General features: G+C 58.8%; 9 protein-coding genes, 2 tRNA genes and 3 rRNA genes. 4 read left to right on the top strand and 10 right to left on the bottom strand.

Annotated features, from left to right (window positions below; genetic code table 11):
• Nucleotides 1-6: 6 nt before the first annotated feature.
• The 10 genes from recD to PLD_RS18880 form a co-directional block, all read right to left on the bottom strand.
• Nucleotides 7-2,076 carry an exodeoxyribonuclease V subunit alpha gene (gene recD / locus PLD_RS18930; protein ID WP_159895380.1) on the bottom strand — a complete coding sequence of 690 codons (2,070 nt, stop codon included), beginning with the start codon at nt 2,074-2,076 and terminating at the stop codon, nt 7-9.
• Nucleotides 2,073-5,765, bottom strand: coding sequence for an exodeoxyribonuclease V subunit beta (gene recB, locus PLD_RS18925; RefSeq protein WP_159895378.1), 3,693 nt, complete (start codon nt 5,763-5,765; stop codon nt 2,073-2,075). The genes recD and recB overlap by 4 nt, the downstream gene beginning before the upstream one ends.
• Nucleotides 5,762-9,214, bottom strand: a complete 3,453-nt coding sequence (recC, locus tag PLD_RS18920; protein WP_159895376.1) for an exodeoxyribonuclease V subunit gamma — start codon at nt 9,212-9,214, stop codon at nt 5,762-5,764. Before recC ends, recB begins: the two co-directional genes overlap by 4 nt.
• Before the next feature lie 164 nt (nt 9,215-9,378).
• A 5S ribosomal RNA gene (gene rrf, locus PLD_RS18915) occupies nt 9,379-9,494 on the bottom strand.
• 138 nt (nt 9,495-9,632) lie between these two features.
• Nucleotides 9,633-12,524 (bottom strand): 23S ribosomal RNA (locus PLD_RS18910).
• 221 nt (nt 12,525-12,745) lie between these two features.
• A tRNA-Ala gene (locus PLD_RS18905) sits at nt 12,746-12,821 on the bottom strand.
• Between the two features lie 10 nt (nt 12,822-12,831).
• Nucleotides 12,832-12,908, bottom strand: a tRNA-Ile gene (locus PLD_RS18900).
• Between the two features lie 123 nt (nt 12,909-13,031).
• Nucleotides 13,032-14,570: ribosomal RNA gene (locus tag PLD_RS18895) — 16S ribosomal RNA — on the bottom strand.
• Together the 16S, 23S and 5S rRNA genes with 2 tRNA genes alongside form the textbook arrangement of a ribosomal RNA operon.
• 625 nt (nt 14,571-15,195) lie before the next feature.
• Complete coding sequence (locus tag PLD_RS18885; RefSeq protein ID WP_159895374.1) at nt 15,196-16,689, bottom strand: CoA-acylating methylmalonate-semialdehyde dehydrogenase; 1,494 nt, start codon at nt 16,687-16,689, stop codon at nt 15,196-15,198.
• Nucleotides 16,690-16,762: 73 nt separating this feature from the next.
• Complete coding sequence (locus tag PLD_RS18880; RefSeq protein ID WP_159895372.1) at nt 16,763-18,112, bottom strand: aspartate aminotransferase family protein; 1,350 nt, start codon at nt 18,110-18,112, stop codon at nt 16,763-16,765.
• 124 nt (nt 18,113-18,236) lie between these two features.
• Here PLD_RS18880 and PLD_RS18875 point away from each other — a divergent pair, with 124 nt between their 5' ends.
• The 4 genes from PLD_RS18875 (at nt 18,237) to PLD_RS18860 (ending at nt 22,027) form a co-directional block, all read left to right on the top strand.
• Nucleotides 18,237-19,157, top strand: coding sequence for a LysR family transcriptional regulator (locus tag PLD_RS18875; RefSeq protein ID WP_159895370.1), 921 nt, complete (start codon nt 18,237-18,239; stop codon nt 19,155-19,157).
• A gap of 132 nt (nt 19,158-19,289) precedes the next feature.
• Nucleotides 19,290-20,684, top strand: a complete 1,395-nt coding sequence (locus PLD_RS18870) for a nucleobase:cation symporter-2 family protein (protein ID WP_159895368.1) — start codon at nt 19,290-19,292, stop codon at nt 20,682-20,684.
• Nucleotides 20,685-20,771: 87 nt separating this feature from the next.
• Nucleotides 20,772-21,440, top strand: a complete 669-nt coding sequence (locus tag PLD_RS18865) for a TetR/AcrR family transcriptional regulator (protein WP_159895366.1) — start codon at nt 20,772-20,774, stop codon at nt 21,438-21,440.
• 5 nt (nt 21,441-21,445) lie between these two features.
• Nucleotides 21,446-22,027 carry a YigZ family protein gene (locus PLD_RS18860; RefSeq protein WP_159895364.1) on the top strand — a complete coding sequence of 194 codons (582 nt, stop codon included), beginning with the start codon at nt 21,446-21,448 and terminating at the stop codon, nt 22,025-22,027.
• Nucleotides 22,028-22,440: the final 413 nt, after the last annotated feature.

The raw sequence follows: 22,440 nt of genomic DNA, 5'->3' as shown, positions 1-22,440 counted from the left end.
GCGACCTCAGTCCAGCGCCAGCATCAGCCCGCTGAGCCGCTTGACCTTGCGCCGCACCGCTTCCTCGAACACCCCGGGGCGCGGCTCGATCAGGCTGAACCAATCCTTGGCCCGAGTGATGCCGGTGTAGATCAATTCCTTGGTCAACACCGGGTTCAACGCGTCAGGCAGAATCAGCGCAGTGTGGGCGAATTCCGAGCCTTGGGACTTGTGCACGGTCATGGCATAGACGGTTTCCACATCGTTGAGCCGGCTCGGCAGCACCAGACGCACGCCGCCCTGACCGTCGTTACGCGCAAAGGCCACCCGCAGTACTTGGCGCCCCTCCTGCTCCGGCAATTTCAGGGCAATGCCGATATCGCCATTCATCAGCCCGAGGCCGTAGTCATTGCGAGTCATCAACACCGGACGACCTTCGTACCATTGCTGGTCGCTGTCGATCAGCCGGGCCTTGAACAGCGCCTGGGTGATGCGCAGGTTCAGGCCCTCAACGCCCCAAGGGCCTTTGCGGACCGCACACAGCAACTGGAACCGGTCAAAAGCCTGTAAGACCTGACGCGCCCAGTCGGTCCAGCGTCGGTCTTCAAGGGCAGTGCCAACAGGCGGGCGCTGATGACGCAGCACTGTCAGGTAGTGACGGTAACCTTGTGGTCCCTCGCCATGACCGTCCAGCAACAAGCGCTCCAGTGCCCGGTCCTGTTCACCCTTGAGGCTCAGGTCATACAGATCCGCGTGGCTGCGGGCCGCCAGCAGACGCCGCGCTTCATCAGCCTGTTGCTGATTGACCCAGCGCGCCAATTGGCCGATGCCGCTGCCTTCGCCGAAACGTCGGGAGTGGCGCAACATCACCACCTGCTGCGCCAGAGGATGCTGGTGTTCGCGGTCTTCTTGCAGGCCGCTGGCAGCGAGGTGTTCACCACTGACCGCTTCCAGCCAGGCGCGGGTTTGCGGGGTGTACCAGCCAGCTTCCGCATCGCGGCACAGATCGCCGAGCACGGCCCCGGCCTCCACCGACGCCAGTTGGTCCTTATCCCCCAGCAACACCAGGCGCGCATGGATCGGCAAGGCGTCCAACAGGTTGGCCATCATTTCCAGGTCGATCATCGAGGCTTCATCCACCACCAGCACATCCAGGGGCAAACGGTTGCCGGCGTGGTGACGAAAATGTCGGGTGCCGGGACGGTTGCCGAGCAAGCGATGCACCGTGGTCACTTCACTGGGAATTTTCTCCCGCACGTCATCCGGCACCGACAGCGAACGTACCTGCAGGCTGATGGACTCGGTCAAGCGTGCCGCGGCCTTGCCGGTGGGCGCCGCCAGACGAATGCGCAAGGGCTTGCGAGCCGCCACTGCCGGGCCCTGAAGCAGCGCCAGCAGGCGCACCACGGTGGTGGTCTTACCCGTGCCCGGGCCGCCGGTGATGATGCTGAAAGCACCTCGGGTGGCCAGGGCGCAGGCGAGTTTCTGCCAGTCGATGGGACCGGCGGCCTTAGCCGCGCCAAACAGCCCGTCAAGGCGTTTGGACAGATCTTCCGGGGTCGCCTCCATCGAGGTCAGGCGCTGGCGCAAAGCATTGTCGATGCGTCGTTCATAGGTCCAGTAACGCCGCAGGTACAGGCGCTTACCGGACAGTACCAGCGGCCGTTGCTGCGACGACTCGCCAGGGTCCGCCGCCAGGGCCACCAACCGGCTACCGGCCAACACTTTGCACCAATGAGCACCTTCCAGGCTCGCCAAGACCTGAGAAGGCAGCAGAGGGGCACCGCTTTGCGCCTCCCCTTCCGGAGGCAACGACAGGGCGAAATCTGGCTCCTTGAGGGTTTCGAACAGGTCCAGGCAAACATGCCCGTGCCCCAACTGGTGACTGGTCAGGGCCGCGGCCATCAGCACCAGCGGATCGCCATCGGGGTCCAGCTCATGGAGGAAACCGACAAAGGCCTTATCCAAGGAGCGCAGCCAACCGCGCTCGACCCAGCGTTCGAGCAACAACAGCAGATCGGCGGCACGCGTCAGCGGTGCCAGGTCGAACGAGGGAGGCAGCGTTGCGGCCAATTCGGCGAACAGATCCTGGGTCATAACAACACTCCCTGCTCCCAGGCAGGCTCGGCCTGGGGCGGCTCGGGTTGGCCCTGGAACATGCGATCGAGGCGTTCGATCAACTGCCTGGGCGGCCGGGCGAAATACGCGCCACAGCTGGTGGAGCGGGTCCCACGCAGGAACAGATACAGCGCCCCGCCGATATGGCGGTCGTAATCGTAGTCCGCCAAGCGCGCCTTCAGTTGCCGATGCAGGGCCAGCAGATACAGCACGTATTGCAGGTCGTAGCGGTTGTCGAGAATCGATTGTTCCATGGCCTGCTCGGTGTAGGCCGCGTCGTCCACGCCCAGCCAGTTGGATTTGTAGTCGGCCACGTAATAGCGGCCCTGGTGTTCGAACGTCAGGTCGATAAAGCCTTTGAACATGCCGTTTAGTATCACCGGCTCGGCGGTGACTCGTGGCACGCCCTGGTGAGTCTGCTGGCGCACGGCCTCATCGAGTTTGAGTACGTCGACTTTATGGCTGGCGAACCAGAATTCCATCTCGACCCGATACTGGGTCAACTGCCCAAGCACCACCGGCGGCTGCTCGACGCCCACCGGCAAGGGCACCTGCAACAGATGCTGCAACCAGTCGCTCAGGGTCGGAATCCAGCCTTGCCAGCCCCGGCGGTTGCAGCGCCGGGCAATGGCATCTTCGACCAGCTTGGGCACCGCGGCGAAGCCTTCCTCGCCCGCCCATTCCAGCAGGCCATGGAGGAAAGTGCCGGGATTGGGCCCCCGAGGAAAGCGATGGATATCGCCACCGCTGACAGCAGGCTCGCGCGGCGCCTCGGGGTCCAGTCGCTCATCGTCGAACAGCTTCTGTGCCTGAGGATTTTCCGGGGCTTCGGTACTCGCGGCGCCCAAGGTATCGCTGATGCGCAGGGCGCTGTAGGAAGCGATCCACCAGTTTTCCGCCGCACGTCGAACCGGCGTCAACGGAGCCAACAGGTTGGCGTCGTTACGCGGCGGCCGATAGCGCTGCTCATCGGCGGCCGGCAGCTCGCTCACACCAATGGCGGCACAACCTTGCTGCAAGTCCAGCAGCCAGCGCAGCAACCCCGCGGACTCGCTCAACGGGGCACCGCCCCCAAGCAGATAACCCAAAGCCGACAAGTGCAGCACCGAACTGTTGTGGTTGCCGCGCTTGAGATCAGCGACCCCCAGCCAACAGGCGTGTTGCGCCCGGGTCAAGGCCACGTAGAGCAAACGCAGGTCCTCCGCCAGACGTTCCTCATCGGCCTGGGCAATCAGTTCCAGTGTCGGGCGCAGGCTGACCTGGGCCTTGCCTGTGGCGTCGTGGTACTGCAACGGCAAACGGCTGCCATCCACCGGTTTGGTGGAGCAAATGAACGGCAGGAACACCAGGGGATATTCCAGGCCCTTGGACTTGTGGATAGTCACCACCTTGACCAACTGCTCATCGCTTTCTAGGCGCAGGATCTGTTCTTCACCGGCCTGTGCGGACAACGCCAAGTGCTCGGCCAGGTGGCGGATCAGGGCTTGTTCACCGTCCAACTCGGCAGCGCTTTGCTGCAGCAACTCGGACAAGTGCAAGAGATTGGTCAGCACCCGTTCGCCATCGCTGCGGGTCATCAGCGCCTGGGGCAATTGAAAGTCGTGGAGCAACCGCCGCAGCATCGGCAGCACCCCCTGACTGCGCCAGATTGCCCGGTAGCCGCGAAACTGCATGACCCGCGCCTCCCAGGCCAATTCGTCCTGGTTCAGCCGCTCCAACTCCACCAGAGACAAGTTCAGGGTCAAGGAGGCCAGAGCCGCGCGCAGCGGACGCTCCACATCCGGCTCGGCACAGGCCTTGAGCCACACCAGCAGGTCCCGCGCCTCTTGGGCGGCAAACACCGAATCTTTATCCGACAGGTACACACTGCGCACACCACGGGCAGCCAATTCGCCCCGCACCGCCTGGGCCTCTTTGCCGTCACGAACCAGAATTGCAATGTCTGCTGGTAGCAACCCCTTGAGCGATTGCCGGTCATCGACAAAACCACTGCGGCCCTGTTGACCGCCATTGAGCAACTCGACAATCGCGCTGGCGCAAGCCGCGGCCTGCTGCTGACGATACTGAGCGCCAGACAGTGGCTGCGGCGAACTCAGGTGCCAGACATTCAACGCGGGCAGCGGTTGACCATCGACCTGCAACTGCTCCTTACGCCCCTGGGCGGCCACGGCCAGGAAGGGCACCGGGTTCTCGCCGTCCTGTTCACGGAACAGAAAAGCTCCGCGCCCCTGCTCCCGCTGTTCGGCTTGCAGGAACACGTGGTTGACCGCATTGACCATAGCCTGGCTGGAACGGAAGTTGGTACCCAGGGTGTGCAGACGGCCGCTGGTGGCCTGGCGGGCCCGCAGGTAGGTGTAGATGTCCGCGCCACGGAAGGCATAGATCGCCTGCTTGGGGTCGCCGATCAGAAACAGTCCGGTTTCGGGGTCGTTGTCCTCAATGCGGTAGATGCTCTCGAAAATCCGGTATTGCACTGGGTCGGTGTCCTGAAACTCGTCGATCAGGGCCACTGGAAACTGCTCGCGGATCAGCGTCGCCAAACGCTCGCCACCGGCGCTCTGCAAGGCGCCGTCGAGGCGCAAGAGCATGTCGTCAAAGCCCATTTCCGCACGCCGGCGCTTCTCTTCCTCAAAACGTTCGCCGACCCACTGCGCGGCATGCTGCAACACCTCGGCATCTGGTGTGGGCAAGGCGTCGAGGCTGGCCTTGAGGCCGGCCATCGCATCGAACCCCGGGTGCTGTGGCGCATCGCCTTTCCAGGCTTCGCTCATGCCCTCAGGCGTCAGTCGGGTGAAGCCGGTGCCAATGTCCAAGTGCTCAACGGATTCGTCATCGGCCCAGGCGCTGATTTTTTCAAACCAGGGCTCGAAGAAGCGCGCCTGCATCTTGCGCCCATCGACACTTTTACTGGCGACGCCTTGCAGGCAGATTTCCCGCAGTTGCACTGCCCACTGTCGCCAGGGCGCCTTGATTTGCGCCAAGGCTTCACGCCGCTCCTGCAGGCTCGCCTCAATGAGCTCGCTGGGTGACTGCGGCGATTGCTCTGGGTGAGCACTGCCGAACAGGGCGCGAACCCGAGGCAGCAGTTGCGCCGGACCAACCCAATTGGAGCGTACCCAATTCAGCGCATCGCCCTGCATCGGGTAGCAAAACAGCCGCCAGTAGTCACGCAAGACCTGACCCAGCAGGTCGCTGTGGTCGGTTTCCAGGGTCTGGGTAAACAGGCTGCCGCTGTCGAAGGCGTGTTCGCGCAGCATCCGCTGGCACCAACTGTGAATGGTCGAGACTGCGGCCTCATCCATCCATTGCGCGGCGATGTCCAGGCGGTTGGCGCAGCCAGGCCATTGCTCGGCGCAATACTGCTCGCGTAGCTCGACGATCAAGCTGTCGGGGGCGCTGATCTCGTCGCGGAAGAAACGCGCGGCTTGTGCCAGGCGAGTGCGAATGCGTTCGCGCAACTCTTTGGTGGCGGCGTCGGTGAAGGTCACCACCAGAATCTGCGGCGGCAGCAGTTCACGACCGAAGCCGGCGGGTTCTGCCCCATGGCCCAGCACCAGGCGCAAGTACAGCGCGGAAATGGTAAAGGTCTTGCCGGTACCGGCGCTGGCCTCGATCAGTTGGCTGCCACGCAGGGGAAAGGCCAGCGCCAGGGGAGTTTGCTGAGTCATGCGCCGGCCTCCTCGCCGAGGGCCGAGCGCCAAGGCGCCTCAAGCAGGGGACGATAGAGGCTCTCGGCCCAACCGCTGAAGGTTTCGTCGGCGATCAGTGCGTTGTAGTCGACGAATTGCCGAGCCAGGGCCGGGCTTTCTCGCCGCTCGCCCTCACTGTTCTGGCCATCGCCGTCGTAGGTCTTGCGGGCGGCGGCCGTGGCTTTGTCCGGGTCGCTCTGACCCAGCCAGGCAAAGGCCGTTTTGACCGCCACCGGCAGGGGCTGACGCATACCCGATTGCCAGGCCAGCAGCAGGTCACCAAGGATCTTCTGGGCTTGATCCTGCTCCAGTGGCGCCAGTAGCAGGCTGTCATCACTGGCCACTAAAGCGGTGCTCAACGAGTAACCACTGGCGCACGCCAACAGGTGATTGATCCAGGGCTTGATCAGGCGGTGCCATTTGCGAGTTTTGATCGAGCCAATGCTGTTGGGAATGGTCGTCACCGCCAATAGCCCACCATCCGCTCGCTGATGCAATCCACTCAACCAACCTTCCAGGCGTACGTTTTGCAGCTCAAGGCTGACGGGCAAAGCACTGCTCAGCGGCATCGGCCAAAGGGCTAGCAATTGCCGGTAGCGCTGTAACAGACCCGGCAACGGCTCCATGAGTTCGCGCTGCAGGCACTCGCCGAAACCCGCCATGGGCAACAGGCCGCTGGCTTGCAGCCGCTGCGCCTGGGCCTGCAAGGCGTGCTCTGGATGCTCAGCATCGCTCAACGCAGCGTCCAACAGACTGTCGCTGAGGCTGTATCGTTGCAGGGCGTCGAGGACGAAGGGTTCCTCGTCAGCCAATGGCGCTTCCATGGCCTCGAAGAACACCTTGAGCCGTTGGCTGAAAAAGTGCCGCACCGGGTTGCGTAGAAAGTCCTGCAACTGCGCAAGACTCAAGGGTTCGTCCTGAACATAAGGCGCAAGAGGTTCAACGCTGCTTGGCGCCTCGCTGGCCTGGTGCAACACCTGCCACTCGCGGGCATAGCTGAACAGGGCATCGTTGTCATGAAAATAGCGGGCACTGAAAGGTTGCAGCGGATGCTCCTGGGTCAAGGCGTCCAGCAGAGACTCTTGTACATCCGCCAGTCGCCAACCGCTGGCCAAGTGATCGCGCAACTGGCCAATCAACACCGAGGCCGGGCGTTCGCTGTTGTCTCGGATGCTGCGCCCCACCCAACTGACATAGAGTTGGTCACGGGCCGAGAGCAAGGCTTCCAGCAACAGATAACGGTCATCTTCACGCCGAGAGCGATCACCAGGACGGTAGTCGCTGCCCATCAGGTCGAAATCCAGGGGTGGCTGCGCCCTTGGATAGTCGCCGTCGTTCATCCCCAGCAGACACACCAGCTTGAAGGGGATGGCACGCATCGGCATCAAGGTGCAGAAATTCACCGCGCCAGCAAGAAAGCGCTGAGACAAACGGCCCTGATCCAGCCCCGCCAGCCAGGCTTCACGCACCACAGTCAGCGGCAACTGATCTTGCAGAGCTACCGACTCGCAGGTTTCCAGCCAGGTTTCCCGCAGGTCTTCCAACTGGCCCAACAGGTAGTCGTCGTGCTCGGTGCTGGCCAGGAAAAACTGCTCCAGCAACTGCTGTAAACGCTCGCCCCACTGTGCGGGTACGGCGGGCTGGGTGAGTTGCTGGTAGGCGATCTGCAACGCATCCAGCAACGCCACCAACGGGCCAATCAACGCAGCGTCCAGGCCGCCGATTTCGTCATACGGTTCAATGCCGTCACAAGCATCAGAGCGGCCGACGGCATAGCCCAACAGCATCCGCCGCAGACCGAAACGCCAGCTGTTCTGCTCAAGCTCCAGAGGCAATCCCAGTTCGGCACGCTGCTCGGCGTTCATCCCCCAGCGGATGCCGGCGCCTTCGATCCAGCGATGCAAGGTGGGCAGGTCGGCTTCATCGACACCAAAACGCGCACGCAACGCTGGGACATCCAGCAGGTCGAGGATCTCGCTGACCGGGAAGCGGCTGTCCGGCAGTTTCAGCAAGTGTTCCACGGCGATCAGCAGCGGGTCGCGACCGCGCTGGCCCTGATCGGCGAGGGTGAAGGGGATGAAGCGGCGGTCATCACGCTCCAGTTGGCCGAAGACGGCTCGGATGTGCGGAGCGTAGCTGTCGATGTCCGGCACCATGACGATCACGTCCCGGGGGCGCAGGTCGGGTTCGGCACTAAAGCGCGACAGAAGCTGGTCATGGAGGATTTCCACTTCCCGTTGCGCGCTATGGGCAATGTGAAAACGGACCGAATGATCCTGCTGCAGTTCGACTGCGGGCCAGCGCTCACGGGTCTCGTTGAGGGGGCGCAGCTCAAGGATGTCATCCTGCAATTGCTGGAGCAGCGTGCCCGGCTGGCTTTCGCTGAACAGGTCAATCCGCCCATCTCGGAACGCCGCGCGGTAACTGTTGGGATCGTCGTAGCTGTCCAGCAGGTTGATGTAGTCCCGACCCTGCTTACCCCAGGCGGCCAGCAACGGATGAGCGTGCTGGTGCAAAGCCTGCGAATCCAGGACCAGTGGCATTCCAACCTTGCGGGCCTGGCGCTTGTACTGATGGCGCAGCAGGTCCTTGTCGGCGACGATGTCCGCCCAATGATGGCGACAAGGGTTGTGCACACAGAGCAGGACTTGGCTGAAACGCGCCAATCCGGCCAAGGCTTCGAGGGCTTGGGCCGGTAATGAAGAAATACCGAAAACAATCACCCGTGACGGCAAGCCAGCGGGGGCTTGCTCCAGACTGTTGATCCGCTCGATAAAGCGCTGGTGGACTCCGGCTCGACTCTGGGCCATACCTTCGGTGCCAACATCCAGGAGCAACGCACGCCACAATTCGGCTTGCCAGCAATTGGCAGGCGTCAAAGCGTTGGCTTCGCCACGCACGTTACGCAACTGGTGGCGGCCGGCGGCCCAGTCCTCCAGCCAATCGGCTCGGTACACCTGATATTGATCGAACAGATCCGCCAGGCGTTCCGCCAATTGATAACGCTTACGCAAGTCGCTGTCGTGAGTCAGAAAGCGTTGCAGGGGCTCAAAATGCGGCTCGTTGATCAGCTCAGGTAACAGGCGCATCAAACGCCAAGTCAGCGGAGCTTTGTCCAACAGGGATTGGGGCGGGATTTCATCGCGCCCCAGTACCAGTCGATACAACTGCCACATGAAGCTACCAGGCAACTGCACGTCAATGGCGGCGGCGATGCCGCAGCCGCCGGAGTCATCCTCTTCAGGGTCTTCGGCCAGGGCCAGCTTCAGCCACTGGGCGATGCCGTTGCTCTGCACCAAGGCAATTTCATTCTCCAAAGGCGCCAGGGGGTAACGCCGCATCCAGCTGACCACCAGACTGCGCAACTCATCCAGGCGGTTACCGTGAACCACCATGAAACCAGGGTTGAGGGACGATGCGTCCGGCATAAAGGCTTCCTTGGAGAATGCAAAAAGCTAGGGCGCAACCTTAGCACTGTCACTGGGCGCTGGCAGCCGGAGCGAAGAAACCAAGGCTATGAATGCTCTTGGATTTTTCCACGCCACAAAGACAAAACCCCAACTGCTTTCGCAATTGGGGTTTCGGAATTTAATCTTGACGATGACCTACTCTCACATGGGGAAACCCCACACTACCATCGGCGATGCATCGTTTCACTTCTGAGTTCGGGATGGGATCAGGTGGTTCCAACGCTCTATGGTCGTCAAGAAATTCTGTAGCCAGTCCGTTGCCTGTGCAACGTGCCAGCAAATGGGTATGTAATAGCTTTGTGTGTTTGCAAACTTTCGGTTCGTTTCGTCTTCACACACCGCAACTCGCTTCTTAAGCAAATTGCTTGGGTGTTATATGGTCAAGCCTCACGGGCAATTAGTATTGGTTAGCTCAACGCCTCACAGCGCTTACACACCCAACCTATCAACGTCGTAGTCTTCGACGGCCCTTTAGGGGATTCAAGATCCCAGTGAGATCTCATCTTGAGGCAAGTTTCCCGCTTAGATGCTTTCAGCGGTTATCTTTTCCGAACATAGCTACCCGGCAATGCCACTGGCGTGACAACCGGAACACCAGAGGTTCGTCCACTCCGGTCCTCTCGTACTAGGAGCAGCCCCTCTCAAATCTCAAACGTCCACGGCAGATAGGGACCGAACTGTCTCACGACGTTCTAAACCCAGCTCGCGTACCACTTTAAATGGCGAACAGCCATACCCTTGGGACCGGCTTCAGCCCCAGGATGTGATGAGCCGACATCGAGGTGCCAAACACCGCCGTCGATATGAACTCTTGGGCGGTATCAGCCTGTTATCCCCGGAGTACCTTTTATCCGTTGAGCGATGGCCCTTCCATACAGAACCACCGGATCACTAAGACCTACTTTCGTACCTGCTCGACGTGTCTGTCTCGCAGTCAAGCGCGCTTTTGCCTTTATACTCTACGACCGATTTCCGACCGGTCTGAGCGCACCTTCGTACTCCTCCGTTACTCTTTAGGAGGAGACCGCCCCAGTCAAACTACCCACCATACACTGTCCTCGATCCGGATAACGGACCTGAGTTAGAACCTCAAAGTTGCCAGGGTGGTATTTCAAGGATGGCTCCACGCAAACTGGCGTTCACGCTTCAAAGCCTCCCACCTATCCTACACAAGCAAATTCAAAGTCCAGTGCAAAGCTATAGTAAAGGTTCACGGGGTCTTTCCGTCTAGCCGCGGATACACTGCATCTTCACAGCGATTTCAATTTCACTGAGTCTCGGGTGGAGACAGCGCCGCCATCGTTACGCCATTCGTGCAGGTCGGAACTTACCCGACAAGGAATTTCGCTACCTTAGGACCGTTATAGTTACGGCCGCCGTTTACCGGGGCTTCGATCAAGAGCTTCGCGTTAGCTAACCCCATCAATTAACCTTCCGGCACCGGGCAGGCGTCACACCCTATACGTCCACTTTCGTGTTTGCAGAGTGCTGTGTTTTTAATAAACAGTCGCAGCGGCCTGGTATCTTCGACCGGCATGAGCTTACGGAGCAAGTCCTTCACCCTCACCGGCGCACCTTCTCCCGAAGTTACGGTGCCATTTTGCCTAGTTCCTTCACCCGAGTTCTCTCAAGCGCCTTGGTATTCTCTACCCAACCACCTGTGTCGGTTTGGGGTACGGTTCCTAGTTATCTGAAGCTTAGAAGCTTTTCTTGGAAGCATGGCATCAACCACTTCGTCACCTAAAAGGTAACTCGTCATCAGCTCTCGGCCTTAGAATCCCGGATTTACCTAAGATTCCAGCCTACCACCTTAAACTTGGACAACCAACGCCAAGCTGGCCTAGCCTTCTCCGTCCCTCCATCGCAATAACTAGAAGTACAGGAATATTAACCTGTTTTCCATCGACTACGCTTTTCAGCCTCGCCTTAGGGACCGACTAACCCTGCGTCGATTAACGTTGCGCAGGAAACCTTGGTCTTTCGGCGTGGGTGTTTTTCACACCCATTGTCGTTACTCATGTCAGCATTCGCACTTCTGATACCTCCAGCAAGCTTCTCAACTCACCTTCACAGGCTTACAGAACGCTCCTCTACCGCATCACTTACGTGATACCCGTAGCTTCGGTGTATGGTTTGAGCCCCGTTACATCTTCCGCGCAGGCCGACTCGACTAGTGAGCTATTACGCTTTCTTTAAAGGGTGGCTGCTTCTAAGCCAACCTCCTAGCTGTCTAAGCCTTCCCACATCGTTTCCCACTTAACCATAACTTTGGGACCTTAGCTGACGGTCTGGGTTGTTTCCCTTTTCACGACGGACGTTAGCACCCGCCGTGTGTCTCCCATGCTCGGCACTTGTAGGTATTCGGAGTTTGCATCGGTTTGGTAAGTCGGGATGACCCCCTAGCCGAAACAGTGCTCTACCCCCTACAGTGATACATGAGGCGCTACCTAAATAGCTTTCGAGGAGAACCAGCTATCTCCGAGCTTGATTAGCCTTTCACTCCGATCCACAGGTCATCCGCTAACTTTTCAACGGTAGTCGGTTCGGTCCTCCAGTCAGTGTTACCTAACCTTCAACCTGCCCATGGATAGATCGCCCGGTTTCGGGTCTATTCCCAGCGACTAGACGCCCTATTAAGACTCGCTTTCGCTACGCCTCCCCTATTCGGTTAAGCTCGCCACTGAAAATAAGTCGCTGACCCATTATACAAAAGGTACGCAGTCACAGAACAAAGTCTGCTCCCACTGCTTGTACGCATACGGTTTCAGGATCTATTTCACTCCCCTCTCCGGGGTTCTTTTCGCCTTTCCCTCACGGTACTAGTTCACTATCGGTCAGTCAGTAGTATTTAGCCTTGGAGGATGGTCCCCCCATATTCAGACAAGGTTTCTCGTGCCCCGTCCTACTCGATTTCATGACTAAGAGATTTTCGCGTACAGGGCTATCACCCACTATGGCCGCACTTTCCAGAGCGTTCCGCTAATCTCAAAGCCACTTAAGGGCTAGTCCCCGTTCGCTCGCCACTACTAAGGGAATCTCGGTTGATTTCTTTTCCTCAGGGTACTTAGATGTTTCAGTTCCCCTGGTTCGCCTCTTGCACCTATGTATTCAGTACAAGATAACCATCTTATGATGGCTGGGTTCCCCCATTCAGAGATCTCCGGATCAAAGTCTGTTTGCCGACTCCCCGAAGCTTATCGCAGGCTACCACGTCTTTCATCGCCTCTGACTGCCAAGGCATCCACCGTATGCGCTTCTTCACTTGACCATATAACCCCAAGCAATCTGGTTATACTATGAAGACGACATTCGCCGAAAATTTGCAATTTAACTCACAAATTTTACCTTAGCCTGATCCGCTACCAGTGAAAGTAACGTTCAGTCTATCTTTCTATCACATACCCAAATTTTTAAAGAACGATCTAATCAAAAGACTAGAAATCAACATTCAAAGTGAATGCTCATTTCTAAGCTTTCAGAAGCAGTTTATGGTGGAGCCAAGCGGGATCGAACCGCTGACCTCCTGCGTGCAAGGCAGGCGCTCTCCCAGCTGAGCTATGGCCCCATAACAAAATTGGTGGGTCTGGGCAGATTCGAACTGCCGACCTCACCCTTATCAGGGGTGCGCTCTAACCAACTGAGCTACAGACCCAATTTCGAGCTTGTAACTGTTAGCTTGGAGCTATCAGCTTGGAGCTTAAAGCTGCTTCTATCGTCTTCTTCAATGAATCAAGCAATTCGTGTGGGAGCTTATGAAGCAGCTGATGTCGTCGATTAAGGAGGTGATCCAGCCGCAGGTTCCCCTACGGCTACCTTGTTACGACTTCACCCCAGTCATGAATCACACCGTGGTAACCGTCCTCCCGAAGGTTAGACTAGCTACTTCTGGTGCAACCCACTCCCATGGTGTGACGGGCGGTGTGTACAAGGCCCGGGAACGTATTCACCGCGACATTCTGATTCGCGATTACTAGCGATTCCGACTTCACGCAGTCGAGTTGCAGACTGCGATCCGGACTACGATCGGTTTTATGGGATTAGCTCCACCTCGCGGCTTGGCAACCCTCTGTACCGACCATTGTAGCACGTGTGTAGCCCAGGCCGTAAGGGCCATGATGACTTGACGTCATCCCCACCTTCCTCCGGTTTGTCACCGGCAGTCTCCTTAGAGTGCCCACCATAACGTGCTGGTAACTAAGGACAAGGGTTGCGCTCGTTACGGGACTTAACCCAACATCTCACGACACGAGCTGACGACAGCCATGCAGCACCTGTCTCAATGTTCCCGAAGGCACCAATCTATCTCTAGAAAGTTCATTGGATGTCAAGGCCTGGTAAGGTTCTTCGCGTTGCTTCGAATTAAACCACATGCTCCACCGCTTGTGCGGGCCCCCGTCAATTCATTTGAGTTTTAACCTTGCGGCCGTACTCCCCAGGCGGTCAACTTAATGCGTTAGCTGCGCCACTAAGAGCTCAAGGCTCCCAACGGCTAGTTGACATCGTTTACGGCGTGGACTACCAGGGTATCTAATCCTGTTTGCTCCCCACGCTTTCGCACCTCAGTGTCAGTATCAGTCCAGGTGGTCGCCTTCGCCACTGGTGTTCCTTCCTATATCTACGCATTTCACCGCTACACAGGAAATTCCACCACCCTCTACCATACTCTAGCTTGCCAGTTTTGGATGCAGTTCCCAGGTTGAGCCCGGGGCTTTCACATCCAACTTAACAAACCACCTACGCGCGCTTTACGCCCAGTAATTCCGATTAACGCTTGCACCCTCTGTATTACCGCGGCTGCTGGCACAGAGTTAGCCGGTGCTTATTCTGTCGGTAACGTCAAAACAATTACGTATTAGGTAACTGCCCTTCCTCCCAACTTAAAGTGCTTTACAATCCGAAGACCTTCTTCACACACGCGGCATGGCTGGATCAGGCTTTCGCCCATTGTCCAATATTCCCCACTGCTGCCTCCCGTAGGAGTCTGGACCGTGTCTCAGTTCCAGTGTGACTGATCATCCTCTCAGACCAGTTACGGATCGTCGCCTTGGTGAGCCATTACCTCACCAACTAGCTAATCCGACCTAGGCTCATCTGATAGCGTGAGGTCCGAAGATCCCCCACTTTCTCCCGTAGGACGTATGCGGTATTAGCGCCCGTTTCCGGACGTTATCCCCCACTACCAGGCAGATTCCTAGGCATTACTCACCCGTCCGCCGCTCGCCACCAGGTACAAGTACCCGTGCTGCCGCTCGACTTGCATGTGTTAGGCCTGCCGCCAGCGTTCAATCTGAGCCATGATCAAACTCTTCAGTTCAAACATCTTTGGGTTTTGAGAAAACCCTAAACTTGGCTCAGCAATCGTTGGTTACATCTTTGATTTCTCGCGGAGTAACTTGTGATGCTGATAATCTTTTTGACTATCAGTCTGACTCCACAAGCACCCACACGAATTGCTTGATTCAGTTGTTAAAGAGCGGTTGGTTAAGATCTTTCGTCTCAACCGAGGCGCGCATTCTACAGCAGCCTCATTTGCTGTCAAGTGATTTTTTTAAGAAGTTTTCAAAGTTTCCTTTTTAACTTCAACCACTTGCGCTTCCGATCTCTCGTTAGCGGGAGGCGAATTCTACAGCGTTACACGCTGCTGTCAACACCTCTTTTTAACCGCTTTCGACCGAGAGGATCGAATCGTTAACAAGGCGAAAACACACTGCCTTACTAACTGCTTCTGGCTTCGATAATCTGAAGCGTAACCGCTGCCGAAAACTGCGTAACTCGTTGAATCTCAAGGAGTTTTCCGTTTCGACTGCGCCGGAAGTGGGGCGAATTATAGACCTGTAGAATCTGCCGTCAACACTTATTTTCATAAATCTGTCATATCGAACAGAAAAGCCCATAAATGCAAAGGCCGGCCCCAAGGGACCGGCCTTTCGCCTTTCTACTTACAAGCTAGGGAAGGCGAACTGCGAGGCTTCATGGCTCGCACGTTGCGGCCAGCGCTGGGTGATGGCCTTGCGACGCGTGTAGAAACGCACGCCATCAGGACCGTAGGCATGCAAGTCGCCAAACAACGAGCGCTTCCAGCCGCCAAAGCTGTGGTAAGCCACGGGGACAGGCAGCGGTACGTTGACACCTACCATGCCCACTTCGATCTCATCGCAGAACAAACGCGCCGCTTCACCGTCACGAGTGAAGATGCAAGTGCCGTTGCCATACTCGTGATCATTGATCAGTTGCATGGCCTCCTCCAGGCTGTTAACCCGCACGACACACAGCACCGGACCGAAGATCTCTTCTTTATAGATGCGCATCTGTGGGGTCACACGGTCGAACAGGCAACCACCGAGGAAGAAGCCCTCTTCGTGACCGACCACACTCAAACCGCGACCATCCACCACCAACTGCGCACCGGCCGCGACACCGTCTTCTACATAGCCACTGACTTTATCCCGTGCTTGAGCCGTGACCAGCGGGCCCATGTCCAGACCACAGGAAGTGCCCGCACCGATTTTCAGTGCTTTGATCTGCGGCACCAACTTGGAGACCAGCGCATCAGCCACTTGATCACCGACGCACACGGCGACCGAAATAGCCATGCAGCGCTCGCCGCAGGAACCATAGGCCGCGCCCATCAGTGCGTTGACCGCATTATCCAGATCGGCATCAGGCATCAGCACCGCGTGGTTCTTCGCGCCGCCCAGTGCCTGGACGCGTTTACCGCGCTTGGTGCCTTCGGCATAGATGTATTCGGCAATCGGCGTCGAACCGACAAAACTCAGCGCCTTGACTTCCGGAGCCTCGATCAGCGCATCCACCGCGGCCTTGTCACCATGCACCACGTTCAACACGCCCTTGGGCAGACCGGCTTCATGCAGCAGTTCGGCGATCAGCAGGGTGGAGCTTGGATCGCGCTCAGATGGCTTAAGGATGAAACAGTTACCGCAAACGATCGCCAGCGGGTACATCCACAGCGGAACCATGGCCGGGAAGTTGAACGGGGTGATACCGGCCACCACGCCCAGTGGCTGGAAGTCGGACCAGGCATCAATGTTCGGGCCGACATTGCGGCTGTACTCACCTTTGAGGATCTCTGGCGCCGCACAGGCGTACTCGACGTTTTCAATACCGCGTTTCAATTCACCGGCAGCATCTTCCAGCGTCTTGCCGTGCTCTTCACTGATCAACTGGGCAATGCGTGCTTCGTTCTGCTCCAGCAACTGCTTGAAGCGGTACATCACCTGGGCGCGCTTGGCCGGTGGAGTGTTGCGCCAGGCGGGGAATGCCGACTTGGCAGAGTCGATGGCTCGTTGAATGGTTTCCTGGCTAGCCAGCGGCACTTTATGAATGGCCTGACCAGTGGACGGATTGAAGACATCGCTGCTGCGACCGTTGTCACTTACCAGCTCACCGTGGATCAGGTGTTGAATCAGACTCATGCGGGGACTCCTGAAAAAGGGAAGGCACAGGCGCGAACCACTTCGCGCCTGCTTCTATATAGGAAGGATCGAATCAGTCGAGCTTGTTCAGCACTTCACCAACCGCGTCGAACAGACGATCAAGGTCTTGCGGCTTGCTGTTGAAGGTTGGGCCAAACTGCAGCGTGTCACCGCCAAAGCGCACATAGAAGCCGGCTTTCCACAAGGCCATACCCGCCTCGAACGGACGCACGATTGCATCACCATCACGAGCGGCAATCTGGATCGCGCCCGCCAGGCCGAAGTTACGGATATCGATCACGTTCTTAGCGCCCTTGATACCGTGCAGCGCATTCTCAAAATGCGGAGCGACTTCAGCCACGCTCTGCACCAGGTTTTCCTTCTGCAGCAGATCCAGTGCCGCCAGGCCCGCCGCACAAGCCACCGGGTGCGCCGAGTAGGTGTAGCCGTGAGGGAATTCCACCGCGTATTCAGGCGTCGCCTGATTCATGAAGGTTTGATAGATCTCGGAGCTGGCAATCACCGCGCCCATGGGGATGGCGCCGTTGGTGACTTGCTTGGCCACGCACATCAGATCTGGAGTCACGCCAAAGCTGTCGGCACCGAACATCGCACCAGTACGACCAAAACCGGTAATTACTTCGTCGAACACCAGCAGGATGCTGTGCTGATCGCAGATTTCACGCAGACGTTTGAGGTAGCCCTGTGGCGGCACCAGCACACCTGCCGAGCCGGCCATGGGCTCGACAAAGACCGCGGCGATATTGGACGCGTCGTGCAGTTCGATCAGTTTCAGCAGTTCATCGGCCAGGGCAACACCGCCCTGCTCCGGCATGCCACGGGAAAAGGCGTTACTGGCCAGCAGCGTGTGCGGTAGATGATCAACGTCCATCATCGCCTGGCCGAACATTTTACGGTTGCCATTGACGCCGCCCAGGCTCGTGCCGGCGATGTTCACCCCGTGATAACCACGGGCACGGCCGATCATCTTGGTCTTGGTCGCCTGGCCTTTGAGACGCCAGTAGGCGCGCACCATCTTCACCGCGGTATCGGCGCATTCGGAACCGGAATCGGTGAAGAACACGTGGTTCAGGTTGCCCGGGGTCAGGTCGGTGATTTTCTCCGCCAGTTGAAACGACAGCGGGTGACCGTATTGGAAGCCTGGCGAGTAGTCCAGAGTGCCCAGTTGCTTGGCGACCGCTTCCTGGATTTCCTTGCGCGAGTGACCAGCGCCACAGGTCCACAGGCCCGACAACGAGTCATAGATCTTGCGCCCCTTGTCATCCACCAGCCAACTGCCTTCGGCGCCGACGATCAGGCGCGGGTCGCGTTGGAAGTTGCGGTTGGCGGTGTAGGGCATCCAGTGAGCGTCGAGCTTGAGCTGACTGGCCAAGGATGAGATCGCGGTTTCCGGCATGTTCATGAGCAAAACCTCGCAAGGCAATGAAGCGGCGTAGGAATAAAAGCGTTGTTGCGGCTAAGTTGCCACGGCTATAAAGTCATTGAAATCCAACTTTAATAACCTTCATTCCGGCAATCACTAAACTATGAGCAACCGTCGAACCGACCCGCTGGCGCAAGTCAGCGACTTTGATATCCGCCTGTTGCGGATCTTTCGCAGCGTAGTGGAGTGTGGCGGTTTCTCCGCCGCGGAGACGGTGCTCGGCATTGGGCGCTCAGCCATCAGCCAGCAGATGAGCGACCTGGAGCAACGCATCGGCCTGCGCCTGTGCCAACGTGGGCGTGCCGGCTTCTCTCTGACCGAAGAAGGTCGCGAGGTCTATCAGTCGACCCTGCAACTGCTCAGTGCCCTGGAGAGCTTTCGCACTGAGGTCAACGGCCTGCACCGCGAACTGCGGGGCGAGTTGATCATCGGCCTCACCGACAACCTGGTGACCTTGCCCCACATGCGCATTACCCACGCCCTGGCGCAATTGAAGGAACGCGGCCCGGACGTACAGATCCAGATCCGCATGATCGCCCCCAGCGAAGTCGAACAAGGGGTGCTCGACGGTCGCCTGCATGTCGGCGTGGTGCCTCAGGCCAGCCCTCTCTCCGGCCTGGAATATCAGCCGCTGTATGACGAACGCTCGCTGCTGTACTGCGCCGTGGGGCATCCACTGTTCTATGTAGATGACAAGCAACTGGACGACCAACGCCTCAACAACCAGGACGCCATCGCTCCGACCTTTCGCCTGCCCGCCGAGATCCAGGCCCATTACCAAGCCCTGAACTGCACCGCCAGCGCCTCCGACCGCGAGGGCATGGCCTTTCTGATTCTCACCGGACGCTACATTGGCTACCTGCCGGACCACTACGCAAACCTTTGGGTGCAGCAGGGTCGCCTGCGTGCGCTCAAGTCCAAATCCCGCTTCTATGACCTGAGCCTGGCATCGGTCACGCGCAAGGGGCGGCGCCCTCATTTGGTGCTGGAAAGCTTTCTGGAAAGCCTGGCGGCCACTCGATGAATACGCCATGAGTCCTGTAGAACCCCGGTATTTAAAGGCCACAATAGATACTCCGGCACAAGAACCTGAGCACTTGGACAGCTTTTTGCAAAGACCTCGGCACCTTGAATCCAACGCCCCGAGTTCCACGCCATGCAGCCAGAAGCTTCCCGCCCCAATGAACTGATCTATGGCCTCAACGACCGTCCGCAACCCATGGCCGCCCTGCTCGCGGCTCTACAACATGTGCTGGCCAGCTTTGTCGGCATCATCACCCCGCCACTGGTCATCGGTTCGGCCCTGGGACTGACAGCGCACCTGCCCTACCTGATCAGCATGGCGCTGATGGTGTCCGGGGTCGGCACCTTTATCCAGGCACGCCGTCCCTGGGGCATTGGCGCCGGCATGATCTGCCTGCAAGGCACCAGTTTTGCGTTCCTCGGCGCAGTGCTGTCGGCGGGTTTTCTGGTCAAGCAACGCGGCGGTAGCCCGGAAGACATCCTGGCGATGATCTTCGGGGTGTGTTTCTTCGGTGCCCTGGTGCAGATCATCCTCAGCCGCTTTATCGGGCAACTACGGCGGGTGATCACCCCGCTGGTCACCGGCATCGTCATTACCCTGATCGGCATCAGCCTGATCAAGGTCGGCATCACCGACCTGGGCGGCGGCGTCAACGCCCCGGACTTCGGCGCGCCGGGCAATCTCGGGCTGGGCCTGCTGGTGCTGCTGACCATCATTGTGCTCAACCGCAGCAACACTCCGTGGATTCGCCTCAGCGCCATCATCATCGGCCTGGCCCTAGGCAGCCTGGTGGCCTGGTTCAGCGGTAAGCTGGTGCCGCAAGCCTTGCCCGACCTGCCGTTGATCAGCCTGCCGCAACCGTTCAAGTACGGGTTCAGTTTCGACTGGAGCGCGTTTATTCCGGTGGCGCTGATCTACCTGATCAGCACCCTGGAAACCGTCGGTGACCTCACCGCCAATTGCATGCTCGCGCGCCAACCCATCAGTGGTCCTTCTTATATAAACCGGCTCAAGGGCGGGGTCCTGGGGGATGGCGCCAGTTGCCTGATCGCCGCCACCTTCAGCGCCTTTCCCAACACCACCTTCGCCCAGAACAACGGGGTGATTCAGCTGACCGGCGTGGCCAGCCGCTTCGTCGGCCTGTACATCGGCCTGATCCTGTTCTGCCTGGGGCTGTTCCCGTTGATCGGCGCGTTGCTGCAGCAGATTCCCAAACCGGTACTGGGAGGCGCCACCTTGGTGATGTTCGGTAGCGTCGCCGCCGCCGGGGTGCGCATCCTCGCCCAGGCGCCCCTGGATCGGCGCAGCATGTTGATCATCGCCACCTCGTTCGGCGTCGGCCTGGGCATCGCCGCACAACCGAACCTGCTGCACCTGCTGCCCCAGGCGGTGCAGACCCTGTTCGACTCGGCGATCACCAGCGGCGGCCTCACCGCACTGCTCATGTGCCTGCTGCTGCCGGAGGGAAAAAGCCTGCCAAACGACATAAATCCGGCGCCGGAAAAACCCGCCCTGAAGGCCCGCTGAAGCTTTTGTCACACCAAAGCTTGTCTGATCCACGTGGGTGCGCTATCAACGCACAGGTTGCACCCACAGACTTGCTCGGAAACCTCCATGACCTTTGAAGTCCCCGCCCACAGCGCTCCTCGCCCCGGCAAACCCGCCAGCCGCATTCGACAGAAAAATGAACAGGCCATCATCCAGGCCGCCGAGGACGAGTTCGCCCGTCACGGTTTCAAAGGCACCAGCATGAACACCATTGCGCAGAAGGCGGGCCTGCCCAAAGCCAACCTGCACTATTACTTCACCAACAAACTGGGGCTGTACATCGCGGTGCTGAGTAACATCCTCGAACTCTGGGACAGCACCTTCAACACCCTGACCGCCGAAGACGACCCGGCCGAAGCGCTGACCCGCTACATCCGCGCCAAGATGGAATTCTCGCGTCGCCAGCCACAGGCCTCGCGAATCTTCGCCATGGAGATCATCAGTGGCGGTGAGTGCCTGAGCGAATACTTCAGCCAGGACTACCGCACCTGGTTCCAGGGTCGGGCCGCTGTGTTCCAGGCCTGGATCGACGCCGGCAAGATGGACCCGGTGGACCCGGTGCACCTGATCTTCCTGCTGTGGGGCAGCACCCAGCACTACGCTGACTTCGCCACGCAGATCTGCCGCGTCACCGGACGCACCCGCTTGACCAAGCACGACATGGACGACGCTGCCAACAACCTGATCCGCATCATCCTCAAAGGCTGTGGCCTGACTCCTGCTCTGAAAGACTGACGCCCATGCCCTTTACCCTGGCCGGCCTTTGCGAATACCGCGAAGAGATTCGCAAAAGCCGCTTCATCACCTTCGCCGCGCCCATCAGCAGCGCGGCCGAGGCTCAAGCCTTCATCCAGCAGCACAGCGACCTCAACGCTTCGCATAACTGCTGGGCGTGGAAACTCGCCGATCAGTACCGCAGCAACGATGACGGCGAGCCAGGCGGCACCGCCGGACGACCGATCCTCGCGGCCATCGAGGCTCAGGAGTGCGATCAGGTGGCCGTGCTGGTGATCCGTTGGTACGGCGGCATCCAGCTGGGCACCGGCGGCCTCGCCCGAGCCTATGGCGGCGGTGCCAACAAATGCCTGCAGGGAGCCGAGCGCATCGCCTTGATCACCCGCGTGCCGCTGCGGTGTGCCTGCAGCTTCAGCGAACTGGCCCTGGTCAAACTGCGAGTGGCCGAACTGGCTGGGCTGGTGGCCCAGGAAGAATTCACCGCCCACGGCGTGGAACTGCAACTGGCCCTGGGTGAAACCCAGATCGACACCCTGCAACAGCAACTGGCCGACCTGAGCCGCGGGCGCATTCTCTTGCAGCGCTGACAGCCCCCGCTTGGCCCCGGCACCTTGTGCATAACCCACCCAGGTCGCCCGTAGTTGCCCACATCTACTGTGCACCCGACTGTGGATAACCTGAGCACATAGCGCTGTAACCCTTCTGCAACGTGGTCTTGCCGACTTTGTTTGTTTTTTAATCAAAGACCCTGAAGTGGCTTTTTTTACAAAAAAAACAGCAGCTTAGGCTGGCTTATTACGGTTCGAAGGCAGCCCCCCCCGCGCTTATGCCCACGTCTCTAGGTTGCGCACAAATACTGTGGAGCAAGCTGTGGATAACCCGTGCAAGGCTGCCCCAGCCGCCGACTGCACAGGGCTTGCGGGCAACTGATCATTTTTCACTCAGCCAGCCAGCGGACAAAAACAGAGCCGTTTCAAGCACTTCGCCCCGAAGTGGTGCT

Origin of the sequence: Pseudomonas sp. LD120, assembly GCF_009861525.1 — a bacterium.
Lineage (GTDB): Bacteria > Pseudomonadota > Gammaproteobacteria > Pseudomonadales > Pseudomonadaceae > Aquipseudomonas.
This window is presented reverse-complemented; position numbering and strand designations above follow the sequence as displayed.

What these genes read in the sequence shown, in the direction of transcription:
- recD (WP_159895380.1), bottom strand. Translation starts at nt 2,076, where the DNA reads ATGACCCAGGATCTGTTCGCCGAATTGGCCGCAACGCTGCCTCCCTCG.
- recB (WP_159895378.1), bottom strand. Translation starts at nt 5,765, where the DNA reads ATGACTCAGCAAACTCCCCTGGCGCTGGCCTTTCCCCTGCGTGGCAGC.
- recC (WP_159895376.1), bottom strand. Translation starts at nt 9,214, where the DNA reads ATGCCGGACGCATCGTCCCTCAACCCTGGTTTCATGGTGGTTCACGGT.
- PLD_RS18885 (WP_159895374.1), bottom strand. Translation starts at nt 16,689, where the DNA reads ATGAGTCTGATTCAACACCTGATCCACGGTGAGCTGGTAAGTGACAAC.
- PLD_RS18880 (WP_159895372.1), bottom strand. Translation starts at nt 18,112, where the DNA reads ATGAACATGCCGGAAACCGCGATCTCATCCTTGGCCAGTCAGCTCAAG.
- PLD_RS18875 (WP_159895370.1), top strand. Translation starts at nt 18,237, where the DNA reads ATGAGCAACCGTCGAACCGACCCGCTGGCGCAAGTCAGCGACTTTGAT.
- PLD_RS18870 (WP_159895368.1), top strand. Translation starts at nt 19,290, where the DNA reads ATGCAGCCAGAAGCTTCCCGCCCCAATGAACTGATCTATGGCCTCAAC.
- PLD_RS18865 (WP_159895366.1), top strand. Translation starts at nt 20,772, where the DNA reads ATGACCTTTGAAGTCCCCGCCCACAGCGCTCCTCGCCCCGGCAAACCC.
- PLD_RS18860 (WP_159895364.1), top strand. Translation starts at nt 21,446, where the DNA reads ATGCCCTTTACCCTGGCCGGCCTTTGCGAATACCGCGAAGAGATTCGC.